The 21,177-nt window shown below is 72.6% G+C and carries 17 protein-coding genes; 11 read left to right on the top strand and 6 right to left on the bottom strand.

All coding sequences use genetic code 11. The features are described 5' to 3' along the window. The first annotated feature begins 8 nt into the window (after positions 1-8). The 3 genes from E4U91_RS12730 (at position 9) to E4U91_RS12720 (ending at position 4,021) form a co-directional block, all read left to right on the top strand. Positions 9-197, top strand: a complete 189-nt coding sequence (locus tag E4U91_RS12730) for a DUF397 domain-containing protein (RefSeq protein ID WP_137306958.1) — start codon at positions 9-11, stop codon at positions 195-197. Between the two features lie 38 nt (positions 198-235). After that, on the top strand, positions 236-2,488 hold the full coding sequence (gene recD2 / locus E4U91_RS12725) for an SF1B family DNA helicase RecD2 (protein ID WP_137306957.1): 2,253 nt from the start codon (positions 236-238) through the stop codon (positions 2,486-2,488). 243 nt (positions 2,489-2,731) lie between these two features. Further along, positions 2,732-4,021, top strand: coding sequence for a citrate synthase (locus tag E4U91_RS12720; RefSeq protein WP_067236337.1), 1,290 nt, complete (start codon positions 2,732-2,734; stop codon positions 4,019-4,021). Positions 4,022-4,562: 541 nt separating this feature from the next. On the opposite strand, the gene E4U91_RS12715 is transcribed toward E4U91_RS12720, so the two are convergent. The 3 genes from E4U91_RS12715 to E4U91_RS12705 form a co-directional block, all read right to left on the bottom strand. Then, positions 4,563-6,815, bottom strand: coding sequence for a heavy metal translocating P-type ATPase (locus E4U91_RS12715; protein ID WP_137306956.1), 2,253 nt, complete (start codon positions 6,813-6,815; stop codon positions 4,563-4,565). A 110-nt stretch (positions 6,816-6,925) separates the two neighbouring features. After that, positions 6,926-7,165 carry a heavy-metal-associated domain-containing protein gene (locus E4U91_RS12710; RefSeq protein ID WP_137306955.1) on the bottom strand — a complete coding sequence of 80 codons (240 nt, stop codon included), beginning with the start codon at positions 7,163-7,165 and terminating at the stop codon, positions 6,926-6,928. A 167-nt stretch (positions 7,166-7,332) separates the two neighbouring features. After that, the gene (locus E4U91_RS12705; protein WP_137306954.1) at positions 7,333-8,037 is read right to left on the bottom strand and encodes a TetR/AcrR family transcriptional regulator; all 705 of its coding nucleotides are present in this window, start codon (positions 8,035-8,037) and stop codon (positions 7,333-7,335) included. Positions 8,038-8,167: 130 nt separating this feature from the next. On the opposite strand from E4U91_RS12705, the gene E4U91_RS12700 reads away from it, so the two are divergent. After that, positions 8,168-10,447 carry an MMPL family transporter gene (locus tag E4U91_RS12700; RefSeq protein WP_137306953.1) on the top strand — a complete coding sequence of 760 codons (2,280 nt, stop codon included), beginning with the start codon at positions 8,168-8,170 and terminating at the stop codon, positions 10,445-10,447. A gap of 115 nt (positions 10,448-10,562) precedes the next feature. Further along, a complete protein-coding gene (locus tag E4U91_RS12695) occupies positions 10,563-11,606 on the top strand; it encodes a zinc-dependent alcohol dehydrogenase family protein (protein WP_137306952.1) in 1,044 nt (347 codons plus the stop codon). 64 nt (positions 11,607-11,670) lie between these two features. Here E4U91_RS12695 and E4U91_RS12690 read toward each other — a convergent pair whose 3' ends face one another. Continuing rightward, positions 11,671-12,156 (bottom strand): carboxymuconolactone decarboxylase family protein, encoded by a 486-nt coding sequence (locus E4U91_RS12690; protein ID WP_137310792.1) that lies wholly within the window; start codon positions 12,154-12,156, stop codon positions 11,671-11,673. A 192-nt stretch (positions 12,157-12,348) separates the two neighbouring features. On the opposite strand from E4U91_RS12690, the gene E4U91_RS12685 reads away from it, so the two are divergent. Further along, entirely contained in the window at positions 12,349-13,308 is a 960-nt protein-coding gene (locus E4U91_RS12685) for an RNA polymerase sigma-70 factor (RefSeq protein ID WP_137306951.1), read from the top strand. A gap of 43 nt (positions 13,309-13,351) precedes the next feature. Here E4U91_RS12685 and E4U91_RS12680 read toward each other — a convergent pair whose 3' ends face one another. Further along, positions 13,352-13,552, bottom strand: a complete 201-nt coding sequence (locus E4U91_RS12680; protein ID WP_067236351.1) for a helix-turn-helix transcriptional regulator — start codon at positions 13,550-13,552, stop codon at positions 13,352-13,354. Positions 13,553-13,911: 359 nt separating this feature from the next. Then, positions 13,912-14,829 carry a sugar phosphate isomerase/epimerase family protein gene (locus E4U91_RS12675; protein WP_137306950.1) on the bottom strand — a complete coding sequence of 306 codons (918 nt, stop codon included), beginning with the start codon at positions 14,827-14,829 and terminating at the stop codon, positions 13,912-13,914. A 173-nt stretch (positions 14,830-15,002) separates the two neighbouring features. On the opposite strand from E4U91_RS12675, the gene iolC reads away from it, so the two are divergent. From iolC to mmsA, 5 genes are all read left to right on the top strand, one after another. Further along, on the top strand, positions 15,003-15,953 hold the full coding sequence (gene iolC, locus E4U91_RS12670; RefSeq protein WP_137306949.1) for a 5-dehydro-2-deoxygluconokinase: 951 nt from the start codon (positions 15,003-15,005) through the stop codon (positions 15,951-15,953). 95 nt (positions 15,954-16,048) lie between these two features. Continuing rightward, the gene (locus tag E4U91_RS12665) at positions 16,049-16,933 is read left to right on the top strand and encodes a Cgl0159 family (beta/alpha)8-fold protein (RefSeq protein WP_137310791.1); all 885 of its coding nucleotides are present in this window, start codon (positions 16,049-16,051) and stop codon (positions 16,931-16,933) included. A 7-nt stretch (positions 16,934-16,940) separates the two neighbouring features. After that, positions 16,941-17,753 carry a 5-deoxy-glucuronate isomerase gene (gene iolB, locus E4U91_RS12660; protein ID WP_137306948.1) on the top strand — a complete coding sequence of 271 codons (813 nt, stop codon included), beginning with the start codon at positions 16,941-16,943 and terminating at the stop codon, positions 17,751-17,753. Then, the gene (gene iolD / locus E4U91_RS12655; RefSeq protein WP_137306947.1) at positions 17,750-19,627 is read left to right on the top strand and encodes a 3D-(3,5/4)-trihydroxycyclohexane-1,2-dione acylhydrolase (decyclizing); all 1,878 of its coding nucleotides are present in this window, start codon (positions 17,750-17,752) and stop codon (positions 19,625-19,627) included. Before iolB ends, iolD begins: the two co-directional genes overlap by 4 nt. A gap of 14 nt (positions 19,628-19,641) precedes the next feature. Continuing rightward, entirely contained in the window at positions 19,642-21,144 is a 1,503-nt protein-coding gene (gene mmsA, locus E4U91_RS12650; RefSeq protein ID WP_137306946.1) for a CoA-acylating methylmalonate-semialdehyde dehydrogenase, read from the top strand. Positions 21,145-21,177 lie beyond the last annotated feature (33 nt).

The following is a 21,177-nucleotide window of genomic DNA, read 5'->3' as shown; positions in this document are numbered from 1 at the left end:
GGCGATCCATGGACACCAACTGGCGGAAGTCGTCCTACTCCGGACCTGGCGACGGCGACTCATGCGTGGAGATAGCCACCACCCCCACCCGCACCGCCGTCCGAGACTCCAAGGACCCCACCCGCGCGACCCTCACCTTCCCCACCGTCTCCTTCGCCGCGTTCCTGCGGGCCCTCCCCCCGCTCACCCCCCGGTAGGGCCCCGCCCTGTCACACCCCCCGAGTACCGTCGGACCATGGCTCAGCAGGAGGGGACCCCCGGCGGGGAGCGGCGGCTCGCCACGCTCGAAGGCGTGCTGGAGCGCATCACCTACGCCAACGAGGAGAACGGCTACACCGTCGCCCGCGTCGACACCGGCCGCGGGGCCGGCGACCTGCTCACCGTCGTCGGCGCGCTGCTCGGCGCCCAGGTCGGCGAGTCGCTGCGGATGGAGGGCCGCTGGGGCTCCCACTCGCAGTACGGCAAGCAGTTCCTGGTGGAGAACTACACGACGCTGCTGCCCGCCACCGTCCAGGGCATCCGCCGCTACCTGGGGTCCGGCCTGGTCAAGGGCATCGGACCGGTCTTCGCCGACCGCATCACCCAGCACTTCGGGCTGGACACGCTGAAGATCATCGAGGAGGAGCCGAAGCGGCTGATCGAGGTCCCCGGGCTCGGCCCCAAGCGCACCAAGAAGATCGCCGACGCCTGGGAGGAGCAGAAGGCGATCAAGGAGGTCATGCTCTTCCTCCAGACCGTCGAGGTCTCCACCTCCATCGCCGTGCGCATCTACAAGAAGTACGGCGACGCCTCCATCTCGGTCGTGAAGGACCAGCCGTACCGGCTCGCCTCCGACGTCTGGGGCATCGGCTTCCTGACCGCCGACAAGATCGCCCAGTCGGTCGGCATCCCGCACGACAGCCCGGAGCGCGTCAAGGCGGGCCTGCAGTACGCCCTGTCCCAGTCGGCCGACCAGGGCCACTGCTACCTGCCCGAGGAGCGGCTGATCGCCGACGCGGTGAAGCTGCTCGGCGTGGACACCGGGCTGGTCATCGAGTGCCTGGCGGAGCTGGCCGGGCCGGCCGAGGACGGCGAGGACCCGGGCGTGGTCCGGGAGAAGGTCCCGGCCCCGGACGGCGGCGAGCCGGTCACCGCGGTCTACCTGGTCCCCTTCCACCGCGCCGAACTCTCCCTGTCCGCCCAGCTGCTGCGCCTGCTGCGCACCGGCGAGGACCGGATGCCGGGCTTCCGGGACGTCGCCTGGGACCGGGCGCTGACCTGGCTGAAGGGGCGCACGGGCGCGGAGCTCGCCCCCGAGCAGGAGGCCGCCGTGAAGCTGGCGCTCAGCGAGAAGGTGGCGGTGCTGACCGGCGGTCCCGGCTGCGGCAAGTCCTTCACCGTGCGCTCGATCGTGGAGCTGGCCCGCGCCAAGAAGGCGAAGGTGCTGCTGGCCGCGCCCACGGGCCGCGCCGCCAAGCGGCTGGCCGAGCTGACGGGGGCGGAGGCGTCCACCGTGCACCGGCTGCTCGAACTCAAGCCCGGCGGCGACGCGGCGTACGACCGGGACCGGCCGCTGGACGCCGACCTGGTGGTGGTCGACGAGGCGTCCATGCTGGACCTGCTGCTCGCCAACAAGCTGGTCAAGGCCGTCCCGCCGGGCGCCCACCTGCTGTTCGTGGGCGACGTGGACCAGCTGCCCAGCGTGGGCGCGGGGGAGGTGCTGCGGGACCTGCTGGCCGAGGAGAGCCCCGTGCCCGCCGTGCGCCTCACGCGCGTGTTCCGCCAGGCCCAGCAGTCCGGCGTGGTCACCAACGCCCACCGGATCAACGCCGGGCAGTATCCCGTCACCGACGGCATGAAGGACTTCTTCCTCTTCGTCGAGGACGACACGGAGGCGGCCGGCCGGCTCACCGTGGACGTCGCGGCCCGGCGCCTCCCGGCCCGCTTCGGGCTCGACCCGCGCCGGGACGTGCAGGTGCTCGCGCCGATGCACCGCGGCCCGGCCGGCGCGGGCACGCTCAACGGGCTGCTCCAGCAGGCCATCACCCCGGGCCGCCCGGAGCTGCCGGAGAAGCGGTTCGGCGGCCGGGTCTTCCGCGTCGGCGACAAGGTCACCCAGATCCGCAACAACTACGACAAGGGCGAGAACGGCGTCTTCAACGGCACGGTGGGCGTGGTCACCTCGCTCGACCCGGTCGACCAGCGCCTGACGGTGCTGACGGACGAGGACGAGGAGGTGCCGTACGACTTCGACGAGCTCGACGAGCTGGCCCACGCCTACGCGGTGACCATTCACCGCTCGCAGGGCAGTGAATATCCCGCGGTGGTGATCCCGGTCACCACGGGCGCGTGGATGATGCTCCAGCGCAACCTGCTCTACACGGCGGTCACGCGCGCCAAGAAGCTGGTGGTGCTGGTCGGTTCGCGCAAGGCGATCGGTCAGGCCGTGCGCACGGTGTCGGCCGGCCGGCGCTGTACGGCCCTCGACTTCCGTCTGTCGGGCGCCTGACCGGCGGATCTTCTGTGCTGCCCCGGGGACGGCGCAAAAAAATGATCGATCAAACGAGTCGCAAAGGTCACAGAGCACTTCCCCCAGCGGGACCGAGGCGGCAGGATGAGCAAGTTGGCGGCACTGAGTGCCGTCGATAAGCCCAATGGCCGACCCCGAGTGCACTCTCCTGCGCCAAATGGGGGATGGTAGAGACAGTCAGGGCAACCTCGAAGATGAGGCACAACGTCGGTGAGGGAAGACGTGAGCGACAACTCTGTAGTACTGCGGTACGGCGACGACGAGTACACCTACCCGGTGATCGACAGCACCGTCGGTGACAAGGGCTTCGACATCGGGAAGCTGCGCGCCCAGACCGGTCTGGTGACCCTGGACAGCGGGTACGGCAACACCGCCGCCTACAAATCCGCCATCACCTACCTGGACGGCGAGCAGGGCATCCTCCGCTACCGCGGCTACCCGATCGAGCAGCTGGCCGAGCGCTCCACCTTCCTGGAGGTCGCCTACCTGCTGATCAACGGCGAGCTCCCGACGGTCGACGAGCTCTCCTCGTTCAAGAACGAGATCACCCAGCACACCCTGCTGCACGAGGACGTCAAGAACTTCTACAAGGGGTTCCCGCGCGACGCCCACCCGATGGCCATGCTGTCGTCGGTCGTCTCCGCGCTGTCGACGTTCTACCAGGACAGCCACAACCCGTTCGACGAGAAGCAGCGCAACCTCTCGACGATCCGCCTGCTCGCCAAGCTCCCGACGATCGCGGCCTACGCGTACAAGAAGTCGATCGGTCACCCGTTCGTCTACCCGCGCAACGACCTGGGCTACGTCGAGAACTTCCTGCGCATGACCTTCTCGGTCCCGGCGCAGGAGTACGACCTCGACCCGGTCGTCGTCTCCGCCCTGGACAAGCTGCTCATCCTGCACGCCGACCACGAGCAGAACTGTTCGACCTCGACGGTCCGGCTCGTCGGCTCGTCGCAGGCCAACATGTTCGCCTCGATCTCGGCCGGCATCAACGCGCTCTGGGGCCCGCTGCACGGCGGCGCCAACCAGTCCGTGCTGGAGATGCTCGAGGGCATCCGGGACGCGGGCGGCGACGTCGACTCCTTCATCCGCAAGGTGAAGAACAAGGAGGACGGCGTCCGTCTGATGGGCTTCGGCCACCGGGTCTACAAGAACTTCGACCCGCGCGCCAAGATCATCAAGGCGGCGGCGCACGACGTCCTCTCCGCGCTCGGCAAGTCCGACGAGCTGCTGGACATCGCGCTGAAGCTGGAGGAGCACGCGCTCTCCGACGACTACTTCGTCTCGCGCAGCCTCTACCCGAACGTCGACTTCTACACCGGCCTGATCTACCGGGCCATGGGCTTCCCGACCGAGATGTTCACGGTCCTGTTCGCCCTCGGCCGGCTGCCGGGCTGGATCGCCCAGTGGCACGAGATGATCAAGGAGCCGGGTTCCCGCATCGGCCGCCCGCGCCAGATCTACACGGGCGTGGTGGAGCGCGACTTCGTTCCGGTCGAGGAGCGCTGACCCGCACCGAGCGCTGACCGCACCGCGGTCCGCCCCGGACAGCAGAAGGCGCCCTGTGTCGCCGGTCCCCCCACGGGCCGACGACCAGGGCGCCTTCCCATGTCCCGGTGCGGATTCCCCCCACGGGATCCGGCCGGGCGTTCGTGGAGACACAGCGCCTGAATCGCTGGTTGAGCAAAACGAGCAGAACTCGCCGTACTGCGGGTATGCGGTTGTGGTCGATCGGTGATGCGGTGTGCGGTCTGCCGGGACAGCGCACGCTGGGAGGGCCGCTCAAAGCTTCCCGGTGTACGTGCCCCGGCAACGCACCTCTGGAGAAGTCCCCCAAGACATCCCCAGATGCCAGTCCGCGCCCCCCAAGACGCTTTCTGACATCGCCAACTTAGACCTTCGAACCCCTTCGATGGTTACGTTCGCATCACTGTGATCTGTGTCTCTTGCATATGTCCGTTACCTGCGCAAGGGCCCGATGCAGCGATCGGCACCCCTGGCGTAAGGATGATGCGCGAGCCTTGTGAAGAGCTTATGTGAGGCCCGCGCCTCAACGGAAGGCCCGCAGACGCAGGCTGTTGCTCACCACGAAGACGGACGAGAAGGCCATCGCGGCCCCAGCGATCATCGGATTGAGCATCCCGAGCGCGGCCAGCGGCAGCGCGGCCACGTTGTATCCGAACGCCCACACGAGATTGCCCTTGATGGTGGCCAGCGTCCGCCGCGAGAGCCGGATCGCGTCGGCGGCGACGCGCAGGTCGCCGCGGACCAGGGTGAGGTCGCCCGCCTCGATCGCCGCGTCGGTCCCCGTGCCCATGGCCAGCCCGAGGTCGGCCTGGGCGAGCGCGGCCGCGTCGTTGACGCCGTCGCCGACCATGGCGACGGTGCGTCCCTCGCCCTGCAACCTCCGTACGACGGCGACCTTGTCCTCGGGCAGCACCTCGGCGATCACCTCGTCGATGCCCACCTCGGCGGCCACCGCCTCGGCGACGGCGCGATTGTCGCCGGTGAGCAGCACGGGCGTGAGGCCGAGCGCGCGCAGCCGCCGTACCGCCTCCGCGCTGGTGTCCTTCACCGCGTCCGCGACCGCGAGCACCCCGCGCGCGTGCCCGTCCCAACCGACCACCACGGCCGTACGGCCCTCCCGCTGGGCCTCGTCGCGGACGCGGGCCACGTCGTCCGGCAGGGTGGCGAACAGCCGCCCGACGGCGACCTCGTGGCCCTCCACGCGCCCGCGCACGCCGCGTCCGGGCACGTTCTCGAACTGCTCCACCGGGGGCAGCTCACCGGCCCGTTCGAGGGCTCCTGCGGCCACCGCGCGGGCGACCGGGTGCTCGGAGGCGTGCTCCAGGGCGCCCGCGAGCCGCAGCAGCTCCTTCTCGTCGGTGCCGTCGGCGGCGTACACCTCCTGGAGCGTCATCCGGCCGGTGGTGACGGTGCCGGTCTTGTCCAGGACGACCGTGTCCACGCGCCGGGTCGACTCCAGCACCTCGGGGCCCTTGATGAGGATGCCGAGCTGCGCGCCGCGCCCGGTGCCGACCATCAGCGCGGTCGGCGTGGCGAGGCCCAGCGCGCACGGGCAGGCGATGATCAGCACCGCGACGGCCGCGGTGAACGCGGCGACGGTGTCGCCGGTGACGCCCAGCCAGCCGCCGAAGGTGGCGGCCGCGATCAGCAGCACCACCGGGACGAACACCCCGGCGACCCGGTCGGCCAGCCGCTGCACCTCGGCCTTGCCGTTCTGCGCCTCCTCGACGAGCACGGCCATCCGGGCCAGCCGGGTGTCGGCGCCGATCCGGGCGGCCTCGACGACCAGCCGGCCGCCGGCGTTCACGGTGGCCCCGGTGACGGCGTCGCCCGGTCCCACGTCCACGGGCACCGACTCGCCGGTCAGCATCGACGCGTCGACCGCGCCGGCGCCCTCCACGACCGTCCCGTCGGTGGCGATCTTCTCCCCGGGCCGGACGACGAACCGGTCGCCGACCGCCAGCCGGTCCACCGGGACGCGCGTCTCGCGTCCGTCCCGCAGTACGGCCACGTCCTTGGCGCCCAGCTCCATCAGCGCCCGCAGGGCCGCGCCCGCCCGCCGCTTGGAGCGGGCCTCCAGGTACCGGCCGAGCAGGATGAACGCGGTGACGCCGGCGGCGACCTCCAGGTACAGCGTGGAGGCGCCGTCCGCGCGCGAGACGGTCAGCCGGAACGGGTGCCGCATCCCCGGCATGCCCGCGTCGCCCAGGAACAGCGCCCACAGCGACCAGCCGAACGCGGCGAGCGTGCCGACCGAGACGAGCGTGTCCATGGTGGAGGCGCCGTGCCGCAGGTTCGTCCAGGCGGCCCGGTGGAACGGCAGGCCGCCCCAGACGACCACGGGCGCGGCGAGGGTCAGCGACAGCCACTGCCAGTTGTCGAACTGCAGGGCGGGCACCATCGCGAGCAGCACCACGGGCGCGGCGAGCAGCGCGCTGACGACCAGGCGCCCGCGCAGCGCGGTCAGCTCCGGGTCGGCGTCCGGCGCGTCCCCGCTCCCGTCGGGCCGCGGCTCCTGGGGTACCGGCTCCTCGGCGGTGTAGCCGGTCTTCACCACGGTCGCTATGAGGTCCGCGACCTCGACGCCCTCCGGGTACGTCACCCGCGCCTTCTCCGTCGCGTAGTTGACGGTGGCGGTGACGCCCTCCATGCGGTTGAGCTTCTTCTCGACGCGGGCCGCGCAGGAGGCGCAGGTCATCCCGCCGATGAGCAGCTCGACCTCCGCCGTGCGCGCGGTGGGGTGCGTCGCGCCGGTGGGCGTCGTGGTGCTGGACATGTCCGTACTCCGAGACTCCGGGGATGCGCCGGGTGGTCGAAAGCCCGACGGGCCGTACGGGACCAGGATGCCCCGGTCGGTACGGCCCGTGCGGCGGGGTCGGCGCCGGGTCAGGCGCGGCCGGCCAGCTCGAAGCCGGCCTCGTCGACGGCGCCGCGCACGGCCTCCTCGTCGAGCGGGGCGGCGGACACGACGGTGACCTCACCGGTCGAGGCGACGGCCTTGACCGAGCTGACGCCGGGCAGCTGGGAGATCTCGCCGGAGACGGCACCCTCGCAGTGGCCGCAGCTCATGCCGCTCACCTGGTAGACGGTGGTGACGGAACCCGGGGTGTCGGTGTGGGCGGTCATGTCGTTACTCCTCGTCGAGGCGCGGGTGATGCGGGGGAACCCGTGGGGGCCCCTTCCACTTCCCGAGGTTATACCCCCAGGGGGTATTTCTCAAAGACGGCTCGGCCGGGTGGGTGCGTCGTCGCTTCGTGCGCGGTGGTGCGGGTGCCCGCGAAAGCCGCCGCTTGTCAGGCGCCGGCGTGGGCGGGCGCGCCGAGCCGGGCGCCGCCGAGGGGTGCCAGGTAGCGGACCAGGGCGTTCTTCAGCTCCCCGACGTACGCTTCGCGCTCGGCGCCCTCGTGCCCCAGGACCAGCTCCAGGCCCGCCTTGTACATGCCGAGGCACATCTGGGCGGTGCGGGCCAGGTCGGCGGGGTCGGCGGTCGGGGGCAGCAGGGAGGAGAGCAGGTCCGTGATGCGGGCCAGCAGCGTGGCGTGCAGGGCGTCGTGCTCCTCGCTGATCCGGCCCGGGATGTCGGGGCCGTGCATCAGCGCGAAGAACACCGGGTGGTCGCAGTTGAAGGCGATGAACCGGTCGACCGCCGCGCCGACCGCCTCCTCCAGCGGGGTCGCCGGGTCCACCGGCGCGAGCGCCTCGCCGTACGTCTCGCGCATCTCATGCATCAGCCGGTCGCCCAGCTCGATCGCGATCGCTTCCTTGTTCGGGAAGAACTGGTAGAGCGTGCCCGGCGAGACGCCCGCCTCACGGGCGATGGCGTTGGTGCTGGCGGCCGTGTAGCCGCTGGTGCAGAAGACGTGCGCGGCGGCTTCGAGCAACTGGGCGATGCGGCGCTCGCCGCGGGCCTGGCGGCGGCGCGGCTGCTCCTTCTCCTGGGCCGGTTCCTGGCGGTCGGACCCGGGTGCGTCGGGTGCGAGCTCCTGGTTGTCGGGCACGAGTGATCCCCAGCTCTCCGAATGTCATTGACAAACACGAGTGGTCGCTCGCATTCTGGTTTCGGACGAAACGCGAGCGACCTCTCGTGTTTGTTGCTCCATGGTGCCATGGTGAAGGGGACACCGCCTGATGACCGAAGTCAAGAAGCCCCCGCGGGCCCGGGGCTGGACGCGCTTTGTCACCGCTCGCCCGAGGCTGTCGCTGCTGGCCGCGCTGGTGCTGACGGCGCTCGCCGTCCTCGCGGGCAGCGGGGTCGCCGACCGCCTCGGCAGCGGCGGCTGGGAGGACCCGGACGCCCAGTCCACCTACGCCACCAAGGCCCTGGAGCGCGCCTTCCCGGCCTCCCAGCCGAACCTGCTGCTCCTCGTCGACGCCGGCACCGCCTCCGTGGACGACCCGCGGGTCGCCGCCGAGGCCGACCGGCTCACCGCCCGGCTGGCCGCCGAGCCGGGCGTCGTGGGCGTCGGCTCGTACTGGCGCGCCGACTCCGCGGCCGCCGCCGGCCTGCGCGCCGAGGACGGCCACGAGGCGCTGATCGCCGCCCGCATCACCGGCGACGAGAAGACCATGGGGGAGACCCTCGACCGCATCGCCCCCGCCTACCGAGGCGACCACGGCCCGGTGACGGTGAAGGTCGGCGGCATGGTCGCCGTGCGGCACGAGATGCAGACGATCATCCAGGAGGACCTCACCCGCGCCGAGATGATCGCCCTGCCGATCACCCTGGTCCTGCTGGTCATGGTCTTCGGCAGCGCGATCGCCGCCCTGCTGCCGCTCGGCATCGGCATCATCGCCATCCTCGGCACCAACGCCGTCCTCAGCGGCCTCGCGGAGTTCACCGACGTCTCGATCTTCGCGATGAACCTCACCACCGCCCTGGGCCTCGGCCTCGCCATCGACTACGCGCTGTTCATCGTCCGCCGCTTCCGCGAGGAACTGGCCGGACACGGCGATCCCCTGCGGGCCGTCGCCACCACCCTGCGCACCGCCGGGCGCACGGTGCTCTTCTCCGCCCTCACCGTCGCCGTCTCCCTGGCCGCGATGCTGGTCTTCCCGCAGTACTTCCTGCGCTCCTTCGCCTACGCCGGCATCGCCGTGGTCCTGCTGGCCGCCGCGGCCGCCCTCGTGCTGCTCCCGGCGGCCCTGGTCCTGCTCGGCCACCGGGTGAACTCCCTGGACCTGCGCCGGGTGCTGCGCCGCGGCCGTCCCGCGAAGACGCCCGGCGAGGAGGGCACCGCCTGGGCGCGGGCCGCCACCCTGGTCATGCGCCGCGCCCCGCTCTTCGCCGTCGCCACCACCACCGTGCTCATCGTCCTCGGACTGCCCTTCCTGGGCGTGAAGTTCGGCACCGCCGACGACCGCCAGCTACCGGCCTCCGCCGAGTCGCACGCCGTGCAGCAGCACATCAGGGACGGCTTCCCCGGCAGCCCCGGCGGCGGCCTCGAGGTCCTGGCCGAGGGGAAGGCGACGCCCGCTCAGTACGCGGCCTACAAGGAGCGCGTCGAGCGCCTGCCCGAGGTGGCCCGGGTGGAGGGTCCCCTGGTCGAGGGCGACACCGCCTACTTCACGGTCCAGCCCCGAGGCGAGGCGGTCGACGACGCCGCCCAGCGGCTGGTCGGCGACCTGCGCGCCACCGAGGCGCCCTTCACCACCAAGGTGACCGGCACCGCGGCCGTCCTGGTCGACTCCCAGCACGCGATAGCCGAGCGCCTGCCCTGGGCGGCCGCCTTCATCGCGATCGTCACCCTGCTGCTGGTCTTCCTGCTCACCGGGAGCGTGCTGATACCCCTGCAGGCGGTGCTGCTCAACGCCCTCAGCCTCACGGCGATGTTCGGCGCGGTGGTCTGGGTCTTCCAGGACGGCCACCTGTCCGGCGCCCTGGGCTTCACCAGCCCCGGCTCCATCGAGACCACCCTGCCGGTGCTGATGTTCTGCGTGGCCTTCGGCCTCTCCATGGACTACGGCGTGTTCCTGCTCTCCCGCATCAAGGAGGAGTACGACCGCACCGGGGACCACACGGGGTCGGTGCGCCTGGGCCTGCAGCGCACGGGCGGCCTGATCACGGCCGCGGCGGTCATCCTGGCGGTGGTGATGGTCGCCATCGGCACCTCCCGGGTCACCAACACCAAGATGCTCGGCCTGGGCATCGCCCTCGCGGTCCTCATGGACGCGATGGTGGTCCGCAGCCTCCTGGTCCCGGCGATCATGCGCCTCACCGGCCGCGCCACATGGTGGGCACCGGCCCCCCTGCGCCGCTTCCACACCCGCTTCGGCCTCAGCGAGGCGGAGCCGGGGGAGACCCGGACGAGCGGCTCCGCCGGTCCGGCCGGGCCGGCGGCCGGGGACGCCGGGACCGACGGAACGGCCGGGACCGCCGAGGAACGGGACCCGGTGAGCACCGGCGGCTGACCGCCGGGGCCTCCGGCCCCCTGCCTCCGCCGTCGCCTCCCATGGGCGATGATCTGTCGCGCCCCGTCGGCGATGATCTGCGCACACGGGACGGCGTGGCCGAGAGGAGCCGGGGATGCGGGCTGTGGTGTTCGAGCGGTACGGGGAGCCGGCCGCGGTGCGGGAGGTGCCCGACCCCCGGCCCGCCGAGCACGGCGTGGTCGTGCGGGTCGAGGCGACCGGGCTGTGCCGCAGCGACTGGCACGGCTGGATGGGCCACGACCGGGACATCACGCTCCCGCACGTCCCGGGGCACGAACTCGCCGGCGTGGTCGAGGAGGTGGGCGCCCGGGTCACCGGCTGGCGGCCCGGGGACCGGGTGACCGTGCCGTTCGTGTGCGGCTGCGGGAGCTGCCCGTCCTGCGCGGCCGGCGACCACCAGGTGTGCGAGCGCCAGACCCAGCCCGGCTTCACCCACTGGGGGTCCTTCGCCCAGTACGTGGCCCTGGACCACGCCGACGTGAACCTGGTCGCCGTGCCGGACGACCTGTCGTACGCGACGGCGGCCTCGCTGGGCTGCCGGTTCGCCACGGCGTTCCGGGCGGTGGTGCAGCAGGGCCGGGTCGCGGCGGGGGAGTGGGTCGCGGTGCACGGCTGTGGCGGGGTGGGACTGAGCGCGGTGATGATCGCGGCGGCCTCGGGGGCGCGGGTGGTCGCCGTGGACGTGTCGCCGAGGGCGCTGGAGCTGGCGCGCGCGTTCGGTGCGGCGCAGTGCGTGGACGGGACGGCGACACCGGACACCGCGGCCGCCGTCCGTGAGCTGACCGGGGGCGGGGCCCACCTCTCCCTGGACGCGCTGGGTTCGCCCGCGACCTGTGCCGCGTCGGCGGCCGGCCTGCGCCGCCGGGGCCGGCACGTCCAGGTGGGCCTGCTCCCCTCGGCCGACGGCACCACCCCGGTCCCCATGGCCCGCGTGATCGCCCTGGAACTGGAGATCCTGGGCAGCCACGGCATGGCCGCGCACACCTACCCGCCGATGCTGGAGGCGGTCCGGTCCGGCGCCCTGCGTCCCGACCTGCTGGTGACGTCGACGATCACCCTGGACGCCGTACCCGACGCGCTGGCCGCGATGGGGACGGCGCCCGGGGCGGGAGTGACCGTCATCGAACCGTGGAGCTGACGGGGCCGTGGAGCTGACGGGGCACCGGAGCCCGGACGCACGTCCCCGCACGCGCCGCGTCCCGTCAGCCGGCCGCGGCCGCGAACGTGCCGGCCTCGTAGGAGCCGCCCTTCTGATGGACGATCACGGCGAGCCGGTTGGCGGCGTTGATCAGGGCGACCAGGCAGACCAGGGCGGCGACCTGGTCGTCGTCGTAGTGCTTGCGCACCTGCTCCCAGGTCTCGTCGGACACGCCCTGGTGGGCGTCGGCGAGGCGGCTGCCCTCCTCGGTGAGCGCGAGCGCGGCCCGTTCGGCCTCGGTGAACACGGTGGACTCGCGCCAGGCGGCCACCAGGTGCAGCCGGACCGCGCTCTCCCCGGCCGCCGCGGCCTCCTTGGTGTGCAGGTCGATGCACCAGCCGCAGCCGTTGATCTGGCTGGCGCGCAGCGACACCAGCTCCTGGGTGGAGCGCGGCAGGGATGACTGGTGGATGACGAGGCCCGCGTTGGCGAACCGCTTGGTGAACCGGGCCGCGACCTCGTTCTCGAACAGGTTGAACCGGGCGTCCATGATGTCGTCCTCCTCGTGGTGGCGCACTGACTCGTGATGGCGCACTGACGACCACCAGATGCCGGCGGCCCGCGCCCTGTGACGGACCGGGGACGTGACCCGTGTCACCGCACCCGGCTGTCACGCGGGCACGGCGCGCGGCGTCTTGTGCGCGGGACGGCGCGGGGCGGACGACCAGACGGGAGCGAGCCGGTGACGAGCGGGAACGACGACCACGCACGGGACACGACCGGGCCGGGGGAACAGCACGCCCGCGGCGGACGCACGGACCCCGCCACCGAGGCGTTCCTCGCCCACCGCAACCTGCTCTTCACCGTCGCCTACGAGATGCTCGGCTCGGCCGCCGACGCGGAGGACGTCCTGCAGGAGACCTGGCTGCGCTGGACCGGCGTCGACCGTGCCGCGGTGCGCGACGAGCGGGCGTACCTGGTGCGCATCACCACGCGCCAGGCCCTGACCCGCCTGCGCACCCTCGGCCGCCGCAAGGAGTCCTACGTCGGCTCCTGGCTGCCCGAACCGCTGCTGACCGCGCCGGACGTGGCGGAGGACGTGATGCTGGCCGACAGCGTCTCGATGGCGATGCTGCTGGTGCTGGAGACCCTGGCGCCGACCGAGCGGGCGGTGTTCGTGCTGCGCGAGGTGTTCGCCCTGGGCTACGACGAGATCGCTGAGGCCGTCGACCGGAGCCCGGCCGCGGTCCGGCAGATCGCCCACCGGGCCCGGGCCCACGTGGCCGACCGCCGCCCGCGGGGGGCGGTGTCGCCGGCCGAGACCCGCTCGGCGCTCGACGCGTTCCAGCGGGCGGTGGAGACGGGCGACCTCCAGGGCCTGCTCGACGTCCTCGCACCGGACGTGGTCCTCGTCGGCGACGGCGGTGGCGTCAAGCAGGCCGTGCTGTGGCCGCTGTCCGGCGCGGACAAGGTGGCCCGGCTCCTCCTCGCCGGACTGGGCAGGGTCGCCGGGAGTTCGTCGCTGCGCCGCACCCTGGTCAACGGCCGGCCGGCGCTGGTGATGTGCCTGGACGGCGAGCTCGACACCGTGCTGGCGGTGCGCATGGACGACGGCCTGATCACCGGCCTCTACGCGGTCCGCAACCCCGAGAAGCTGTCCCGCATGGACGCCGAGACGGCCCTGAGCCGCCAGGTCGTGTGAGACCTGGGCCCGGACCGCCCCGGGAACGGCGCCCCTCAGCCCTTCAGTTGTCCCTGCGCCCCCGGTTGCCCGGGCGGGAGGCAACCCACGCGCGGACGGTGTCGGCGTACCAGTAGGGTTTGCCGCCCTCCACGTGGTCGGGTGGGGGCAGCAGGCCGTGCTTGCGGTAGGACCGCACGGTGTCGGGCTGGACCCGGATGTGTGCCGCGATCTCCTTGTAGGACCAGAGCCTTCGGTCGCTCATGAGTCGCACCTCCCTGCGTGCGCGGGCGGCGGCCGGGAGGCCGCCGGGGGGAGCCCGGCGCAGCGCCGTCGATCACCCGGCGGTGATCACGACCTTCGTGCCCGGTGAACGACCCCCGGTGACCCCCCGCAAGCACCTGTTGACACGCGGTGACACAAGACCCGCGTTCACACGACACTTGTGACAGAAGCGGGGTGTTTGTGACGCGAGTGTCATGAGGGTCCGGGTGTCAGGGGTGTCCGCACCAACTCCGCCGAAGGGGCGCGGGGAACTGCGCGACCAGCCGCCCACGCACCCGCAGCCGCCGACGGCGAGCACCCGGAACCCCCCGGCAGCGCACCCGTCCCACCGCCGGAGGCTCACGCCCCGCAGGACCGCAGGAACGCCCGCGTCCGCACCGCGATCGGCAGCGGCCGGTCGGGCTCGCACGGGTACATGTCCTGCTCGACGATCGCGAACAGGTCCACGTCCAGCCGCTGCGCGGCCTCCAGCACGGGCCCCAGCGCCGGCACTCCCGACGGCGGCTCGCACATCACGCCCTGTGCGACGGCCGGCCCGAACGGCGTCCCCTTGGCCCGCACGTCGGCCAGGACCTCCGGGTCGACCTGCTTGAGGTGCAGGTAGCCGATCCGCTCGCCGTAGGTCTCGATGAGCTTGACGCTGTCGCCGCCGCAGTACGCGTAGTGCCCGGTGTCCAGGCACAGCGACACCAGGTCGGCGTCGGTGCCGTCGAGGAGGCGGACGACGTTCTCCTCGGTGTCGACGTGGGTGTCCGCGTGCGGGTGGACCACGATCCGCAGCCCGTACCGCTCGCGCACCTCCCGGCCCAGCCGCTCGGTCAGCGAGGTGAGGTCGCGCCACTGCGCGGGCGTCAGCGTGGACGGCTCCAGCACCTCGCCGGTCTTGTCGTCCCGCCAGAAGGACGGGATGACCACGAGGTGGGACGCGCCCATCGCCTGGGTCAGCGCCGCGATGTCCGCGACGTGCGCCCAGGTCTTCTCCCAGACGGCCTCGCCGTGGTGCAGCCCGGTGAAGACCGTGCCGGCCGACACCTTCAGGCCACGCCGGGCGGTCTCCTCGGTCAGGACGGCGGGGTCGGTCGGCAGGTAACCGTACGGGCCCAGCTCGATCCACTCGTAGCCGGACTGCGCCACCTCGTCGAGGAAGCGCTGCCAGGGCACCTGGGCGGGGTCGTCCGGGAACCAGACGCCCCAGCTGTCGGGGGCCGAACCGATCCGGATGCGGGAGAGTGAGGGCTGCGGTGACAACGGCGTCATGGCCGTCAGCGTGCGGTCTTCCCCCAGGGGTGTCAAGGGCTGGTCCGAATGTCTGGACAAAACATTGACAGGGCTCGGTGGGCGGGGCTAGAAAGCCGTGAGAGCCGGTACGGGGTACACCCGGGAGACCACCCGGCCACGGACCGGACGCGTCCTGACGTGAAGGGAACTCGATGGCGTACGACCTGATCACCATGGGGCGGATCGGAGTGGACCTCTATCCGCTGCAGACGGGTGTCCCGCTCTCCCAGGTCACGTCGTTCGGGAAGTTCCTGGGCGGCTCGGCGACCAACGTCGCGGTGGCCGCGGCACGCCTCGGGCACGAGGTGGCCGTCATCACCCGCACCGGTGACGACCCCTTCGGCACGTACCTGCACGAGGCCCTGCGCGGCTTCGGCGTCGACGACCGCTGGGTCACCGCCGTGCCCGGGCTGCCCACCCCGGTGACCTTCTGCGAGGTCTTCCCGCCGGACAACTTCCCGCTGTACTTCTACCGGCAGCCCAAGGCCCCCGACCTGGAGATCGACGCCCACGACCTGGACCTGGACGCGGTCCGCGACGCCCGCGTCTTCTGGGTGACCGGCACCGGCCTGAGCGAGGAGCCGAGCCGTACGGCGACGCTGGCGGCGCTCGCCCACCGCGCCGGGTCCGGCACCACGGTCTTCGACCTCGACTGGCGGCCCATGTTCTGGCGGGACCCGGAGTCGGCCCGCCCCTTCTACGCCGAGGCGCTGCGCCACACCACCGTCGCCGTCGGCAACCTCGACGAGGTCGAGGTGGCCACCGGGGTGCGCGAACCGCACGCCGCCGCCCGCGCCCTGCTGGACGCCGGCGTCGAGCTGGCCGTCGTCAAGCAGGGGCCCAAGGGCGTCCTCGCCGTCAGCCGCACGGGTGAGTCCGCCGAGGTCCCCCCGCTGCCGGTGACCGTGCTCAACGGCCTCGGCGCGGGCGACGCGTTCGGCGGCTCCCTCTGCCACGGCCTGCTCGCGGGCTGGGACCTGGAGAAGACCATGCGCCACGCCAACGCGGCGGGAGCCATCGTGGCCTCCCGCCTGGAGTGCTCCTCGGCGATGCCCACGACGCACGAGATCGAGGCCGCGGTCGCGGCGGGAGCGGTGCTGTGAGGGCCGGCCGCGTCGAAGGCGCCACACCGGGCCACGCCTCCACCTCCACCCCTGCCCCCAGCCTCACCACTACCGCCCCCGCCGACATCCCCCCGGTGGACGTCGCCGAGCTGGTCCGGCTGCGCACCCGGCACCCCGAGGCGATCGCGGAGGCCGCCGCCCGCCGCACCCGGCGTCCGCTGCTCGGGCCGTCCGGCCGGCTGATGATCCTCGCCGCCGACCACCCGGCCCGCGGCGCCCTCGGCGTCGGCGACCGCAAGTTCGCCATGGCCAACCGCGCCGACCTGCTGCGACGGCTCTGCCTGGCGCTGTCCCGCCCCGGTGTGGACGGCGTCCTCGCGACCGCCGACATCCTGGACGACCTGCTGCTGCTCGGCGCGCTCGACGGCAAGGTCGTGATGGGCTCGATGAACCGGGGCGGCCTGCAAGGGGCATCGTTCGAACTGGACGACCGCTTCACCGGCCATCGCCCCGAGGACCTCGCGCGCCTCGGCTTCGACGCGGGCAAGCTGCTGCTGCGCATCGACTACGACGACCCGGGCTCGCTGAACACGCTGGAGTCCACCGCCCGGGCCGTCGACGAGATGGCCGCGCGCCGACTGCCCCTGTTCGTCGAGCCGTTCATCAGCCGGCGCGGCCCGGACGGCAGGCTGCGCAACGACCTGTCGGCCGAGGCCGTCACCCGGTCCATCGCCATCGCCTCGGGCCTGGGCGGCAGTTCGGCCTACACCTGGCTGAAGGTGCCGGTCACCGAGGACCCGGACGACATGGCCGAGGTGATGGCGGCCTCGACGCTGCCCGCCGTCCTCCTCGGCGGTGACATAGGGGACGCCGCCGAGAACCGGGCCGCCGCCTACGAGAAGTGGCGCGGCGCGCTGCAACTCCCCACCGTGCGCGGCCTGGTCGTGGGCCGGTCGCTGCTGTACCCGGCCGACGGGGACGTGGCCGCCGCCGTGGACACCGCCGTAGGACTGCTGTGAGGGCCGTATGAGCACCGAGCTGTATCTTCCGCGCGGCAGTGCCGCCGACGGGCCCTACGCCCTCGACGTCGGCCCCGAGCGCGCCGGCTGGACGCACAGCGCCCTGCGGGTGGTGGAGCTGGAGCCCGGGGGTACCCACACCTTCGCCAGTGGGGACAGCGAGTGGATCGTGCTTCCGCTGCAGGGCGGCTGTACGGTGCGCACAGACGGCCATGAGTTCCAACTCCTGGGCCGGGACAGCGTGTTCGCCGGAGTCTCGGACTTCGCGTACGTGCCCCGGGACGCCCGGGTCCAGATCGCCTCCGGCGCGGGAGGCCGCTTCGCCCTGGCAGGAGCGAAGTGCGAGCGACGACTCCCCGCCCGCTACGGCCCCGCGCCGGAGGTCCCCGTCGAGGTGCGGGGGAGCGGCACCTGCGAGCGACACGTCCGCAACTTCGCGTCGGCGGACGCCTTCGACTGCGACAAGCTGATCGCGGTCGAGGTGGTCACGCCCGGCGGCAACTGGTCGTCGTACCCGCCGCACAAGCACGACGAGCACCGGCCCGGCGAGGAGTCGCGGCTGGAGGAGATCTACTACTTCGAGATCGACGGCCCGGGCGGCTTCGGCTACCAGCGCGTGTTCCCCTCCCGCGAGGGCGGTGCCGACGTGCTGGCCGAGGTCCGCTCCGGCGACGCGGTCCTCGTCCCCGACGGCTGGCACGGTCCGTCGATCGCCCAGCCCGGCCACGACATGTACTACCTGAACGTCATGGCGGGTCCCGGTGCCACCCGTGAGTGGCGGATCTGCTTCCACCCGGACCACACGGAGGGGTACCGATGACCACCCGTCTGACCGTCGCGCAAGCGCTGGTCCGCTTCCTCGCCGCGCAGTACACCGAGCGCGACGGCGAGCGCCGCCGGCTGATCGGCGCCACCTGGGGCATTTTCGGCCACGGCAACGTCGCCGGCCTCGGCCAGGCGCTGGTGGAGTACGCCGACGTGATGCCGTACCACCAGGGCCGCAACGAGCAGTCGATGGTGCACGCGGCCGTGGGCTACGCCCGCCAGTCGAACCGGCTGTCCACGCACGCGGTGACGACATCGATCGGCCCGGGCGCGACCAACCTGGTCACCGGCGCGGCCCTCGCCACCGTCAACCACCTGCCCGTGCTCCTGCTGCCCGGCGACGTCTTCGCGACCCGCCCCGCGGACCCGGTGCTCCAGCAGCTCGAAGTGCCGTACGCGGGGGACGTGTCGGTCAACGACGCCCTGCGCCCCGTGTCGCGGTACTTCGACCGGGTCATGCGCCCGGAGGCCCTGATCCCCGCGGCGCTGCAGGCCGTGCGGGTGCTGACCGACCCGGTGGAGACGGGCGCGGTCACCCTCGCCCTGCCGCAGGACGTCCAGGCGGAGGCGTACGACTGGCCGGACGACTTCTTCGCCGAGCGGACCTGGACGGTGCGCCGCCCGGGCGCCGACCCGGCCGAGCTCGCGGGGGCGGTGGAGCTGCTCCGCGCCGCGCGGCGGCCGCTGGTCGTCGCGGGCGGCGGCGTCCACCACAGCCGCGCCGAGGAGGCCCTCGCCGCCTTCGCCGGGGCCACTGGCATCCCGGTCGCCTCCACCCAGGCCGGCAAGGGCTCGCTGCGGTACGACCACCCGCAGGACGTCGGCGCCATCGGCCACACCGGCACCGCGACCGCCGACGACCTCGCCCGCACCGCCGACCTGGTGATCGGCGTCGGCACCCGCTGGACCGACTTCACCACCGCCTCCGGCACCCTCTTCGCCCACCCGGACGTGCGCTTCCTCAACCTCAACATCGCCTCCTTCGACGGCCACAAGCTGTCCGGCACCCCCCTGGTCGCGGACGCCCGCAGCGGCCTGGAGGCGTTGACCGAGGCGCTCCTGGTGCACGGCCACCGGGTCGCCGACTCCTACGTCGCCGAGTACGGCGCGGACAAGGCGCGCTGGGAGCGGCGCGTCGACGCCTGCTACGCGGCCGAGGAGCCGGACGCACGCCCCACGCAGCCGCAGGTGCTGGGCGCGCTGGACGCCCTCGTGGACGAGTCGGACGTCGTGATCAACGCGGCCGGCTCGCTCCCCGGCGACCTGCACAAGCTGTGGCGGGCGCGCTCGCGCGACCAGTACCACCTGGAGTACGGCTACTCCTGCATGGGCTACGAGATCCCGGCCGCGATCGGCGTGAAGCTGGCCGCACCCGAGCGGAACGTGTGGGCGCTGGTCGGCGACGGCACGTACCTGATGATGCCGACGGAGATCGTCACGGCCGTGCAGGAGGGCGTCGCGATCAAGGTGCTGCTCCTGCAGAACCACGGGTACGCCTCCATCGGCGGGCTGTCCGAGGAGACCGGCGGCGAGCGCTACGGCACCGCCTACCGCTACCGGGCGGCCGACAGCACCTTCTCCGGGGAGCCGCTGCCCGTCGACCTCGCCGCCAACGCCGCGAGCCTCGGCATGCGGGTGCTGCGCGCGCGGACCGTGGGCGAGCTGCGCGCGGCGCTCGCCGAGGCGCGTGCCGCCGACACTCCCACTTGTGTCTACGTGGAGACCGAAACGGCAGACACTGTGTCGGGCGCGCCCCCGGCCCAGGCCTGGTGGGATGTTCCTGTGGCCGAGACCGCGACCCGACCGTCGGCGGTCAAGGCCCGTGAGCTGTACGAACGGCACGTCTCGACCCGACGCCGCCATCTGTGAAGGAGCAACTGGGCATGACGAAGATCGTCAACCACTGGATCGGCGGCAAGTCCGTCGAAGGCGCGTCGGGCACGTTCGGGCCGGTCACCGACCCGGCGACCGGCGCGGTCACCACCAAGGTCGCCTTCGCGAGCGTCGACGAGGTGGACGCCGCCGTCGCGGCCGCGAAGGACGCCTTCGCGACCTGGGGCCAGTCCTCGCTGGCCCGGCGCACCGAGATCCTGTTCCGGTTCCGGGCGCTGCTGGACGCCCACCGCGACGAGATCGCCGAGCTGATCACCGCCGAGCACGGCAAGGTGCACTCGGACGCGCTCGGCGAGGTGGCCCGCGGCCTGGAGATCGTCGACCTGGCCTGCGGCATCAGCGTCCAGCTGAAGGGCGAGCTGTCCACCCAGGTCGCCACCCGCGTCGACGTGGCCGGGATCCGCCAGCCGCTCGGCGTCGTCGCGGGCATCACGCCGTTCAACTTCCCGGCGATGGTGCCGATGTGGATGTTCCCGATCGCGATCGCGTGCGGCAACACCTTCGTGCTGAAGCCCTCGGAGAAGGACCCGTCGGCGTCGCTGCGCCTCGCCGAGCTGCTCGCCGAGGCCGGGCTGCCGGACGGCGTGTTCAACGTGGTGCACGGCGACAAGGTGGCCGTCGACCGGCTGCTCGAGCACCCGGACGTCAAGGCGGTGTCGTTCGTCGGCTCCACCCCGATCGCCCGCTACATCCACACCACCGCCTCCGCCAACGGCAAGCGCGTGCAGGCCCTCGGCGGCGCCAAGAACCACATGCTGGTGCTGCCGGACGCCGACCTGGACGCGGCGGCCGACGCGGCCGTCTCCGCGGCCTACGGCTCGGCGGGCGAGCGCTGCATGGCGATCTCCGCCGTGGTCGCCGTCGGCGCGGTCGGCGACGAACTGGTGCGCAAGATCCGCGAGCGCGCCGAGAAGATCACCATCGGCCCCGGCAACGACCCGGCCTCCGAGATGGGCCCGCTCATCACCCGGGCCCACCGCGACAAGGTGGCCTCCTACGTCGAGGGCGCGGCCGCCGACGGCGCCGAGGTCGTCCTGGACGGCACCGGCCACACCGTGGAGGGCTTCGAGGACGGCCACTGGATCGGCATCTCGCTGCTGGACAAGGTGCCGACCAGCGCCAAGGCGTACCAGGACGAGATCTTCGGCCCGGTGCTGTGCGTGCTGCGCGTCGACACCTACGAGGAGGGGGTCGCGCTGATCAACGCGTCGCCCTTCGGCAACGGCACCGCGATCTTCACCCGGGACGGCGGCGCGGCCCGCCGCTTCCAGCTGGAGGTCGAGGCCGGCATGGTCGGCGTGAACGTGCCGATCCCGGTCCCCGTCGGCTACCACAGCTTCGGCGGCTGGAAGGACTCGCTCTTCGGCGACCACCACATCTACGGCAACGACGGCACGCACTTCTACACCCGCGGCAAGGTCGTCACCACCCGCTGGCCCGACCCGTCCGAGGCCCCGGCGGGCGTGGACCTGGGCTTCCCGCGCAACCACTGACCCCACGGCGGCGGTGCGCCGCTCCACCCCGCG

The organism is Streptomyces lasalocidi, assembly GCF_005280215.1.
Taxonomy (GTDB): Bacteria; Actinomycetota; Actinomycetes; order Streptomycetales; family Streptomycetaceae; genus Streptomyces; species Streptomyces longwoodensis.
The sequence above is the reverse complement of the archived record's forward strand: the minus strand, read 5'-3'. Positions and strand labels throughout refer to the sequence as shown.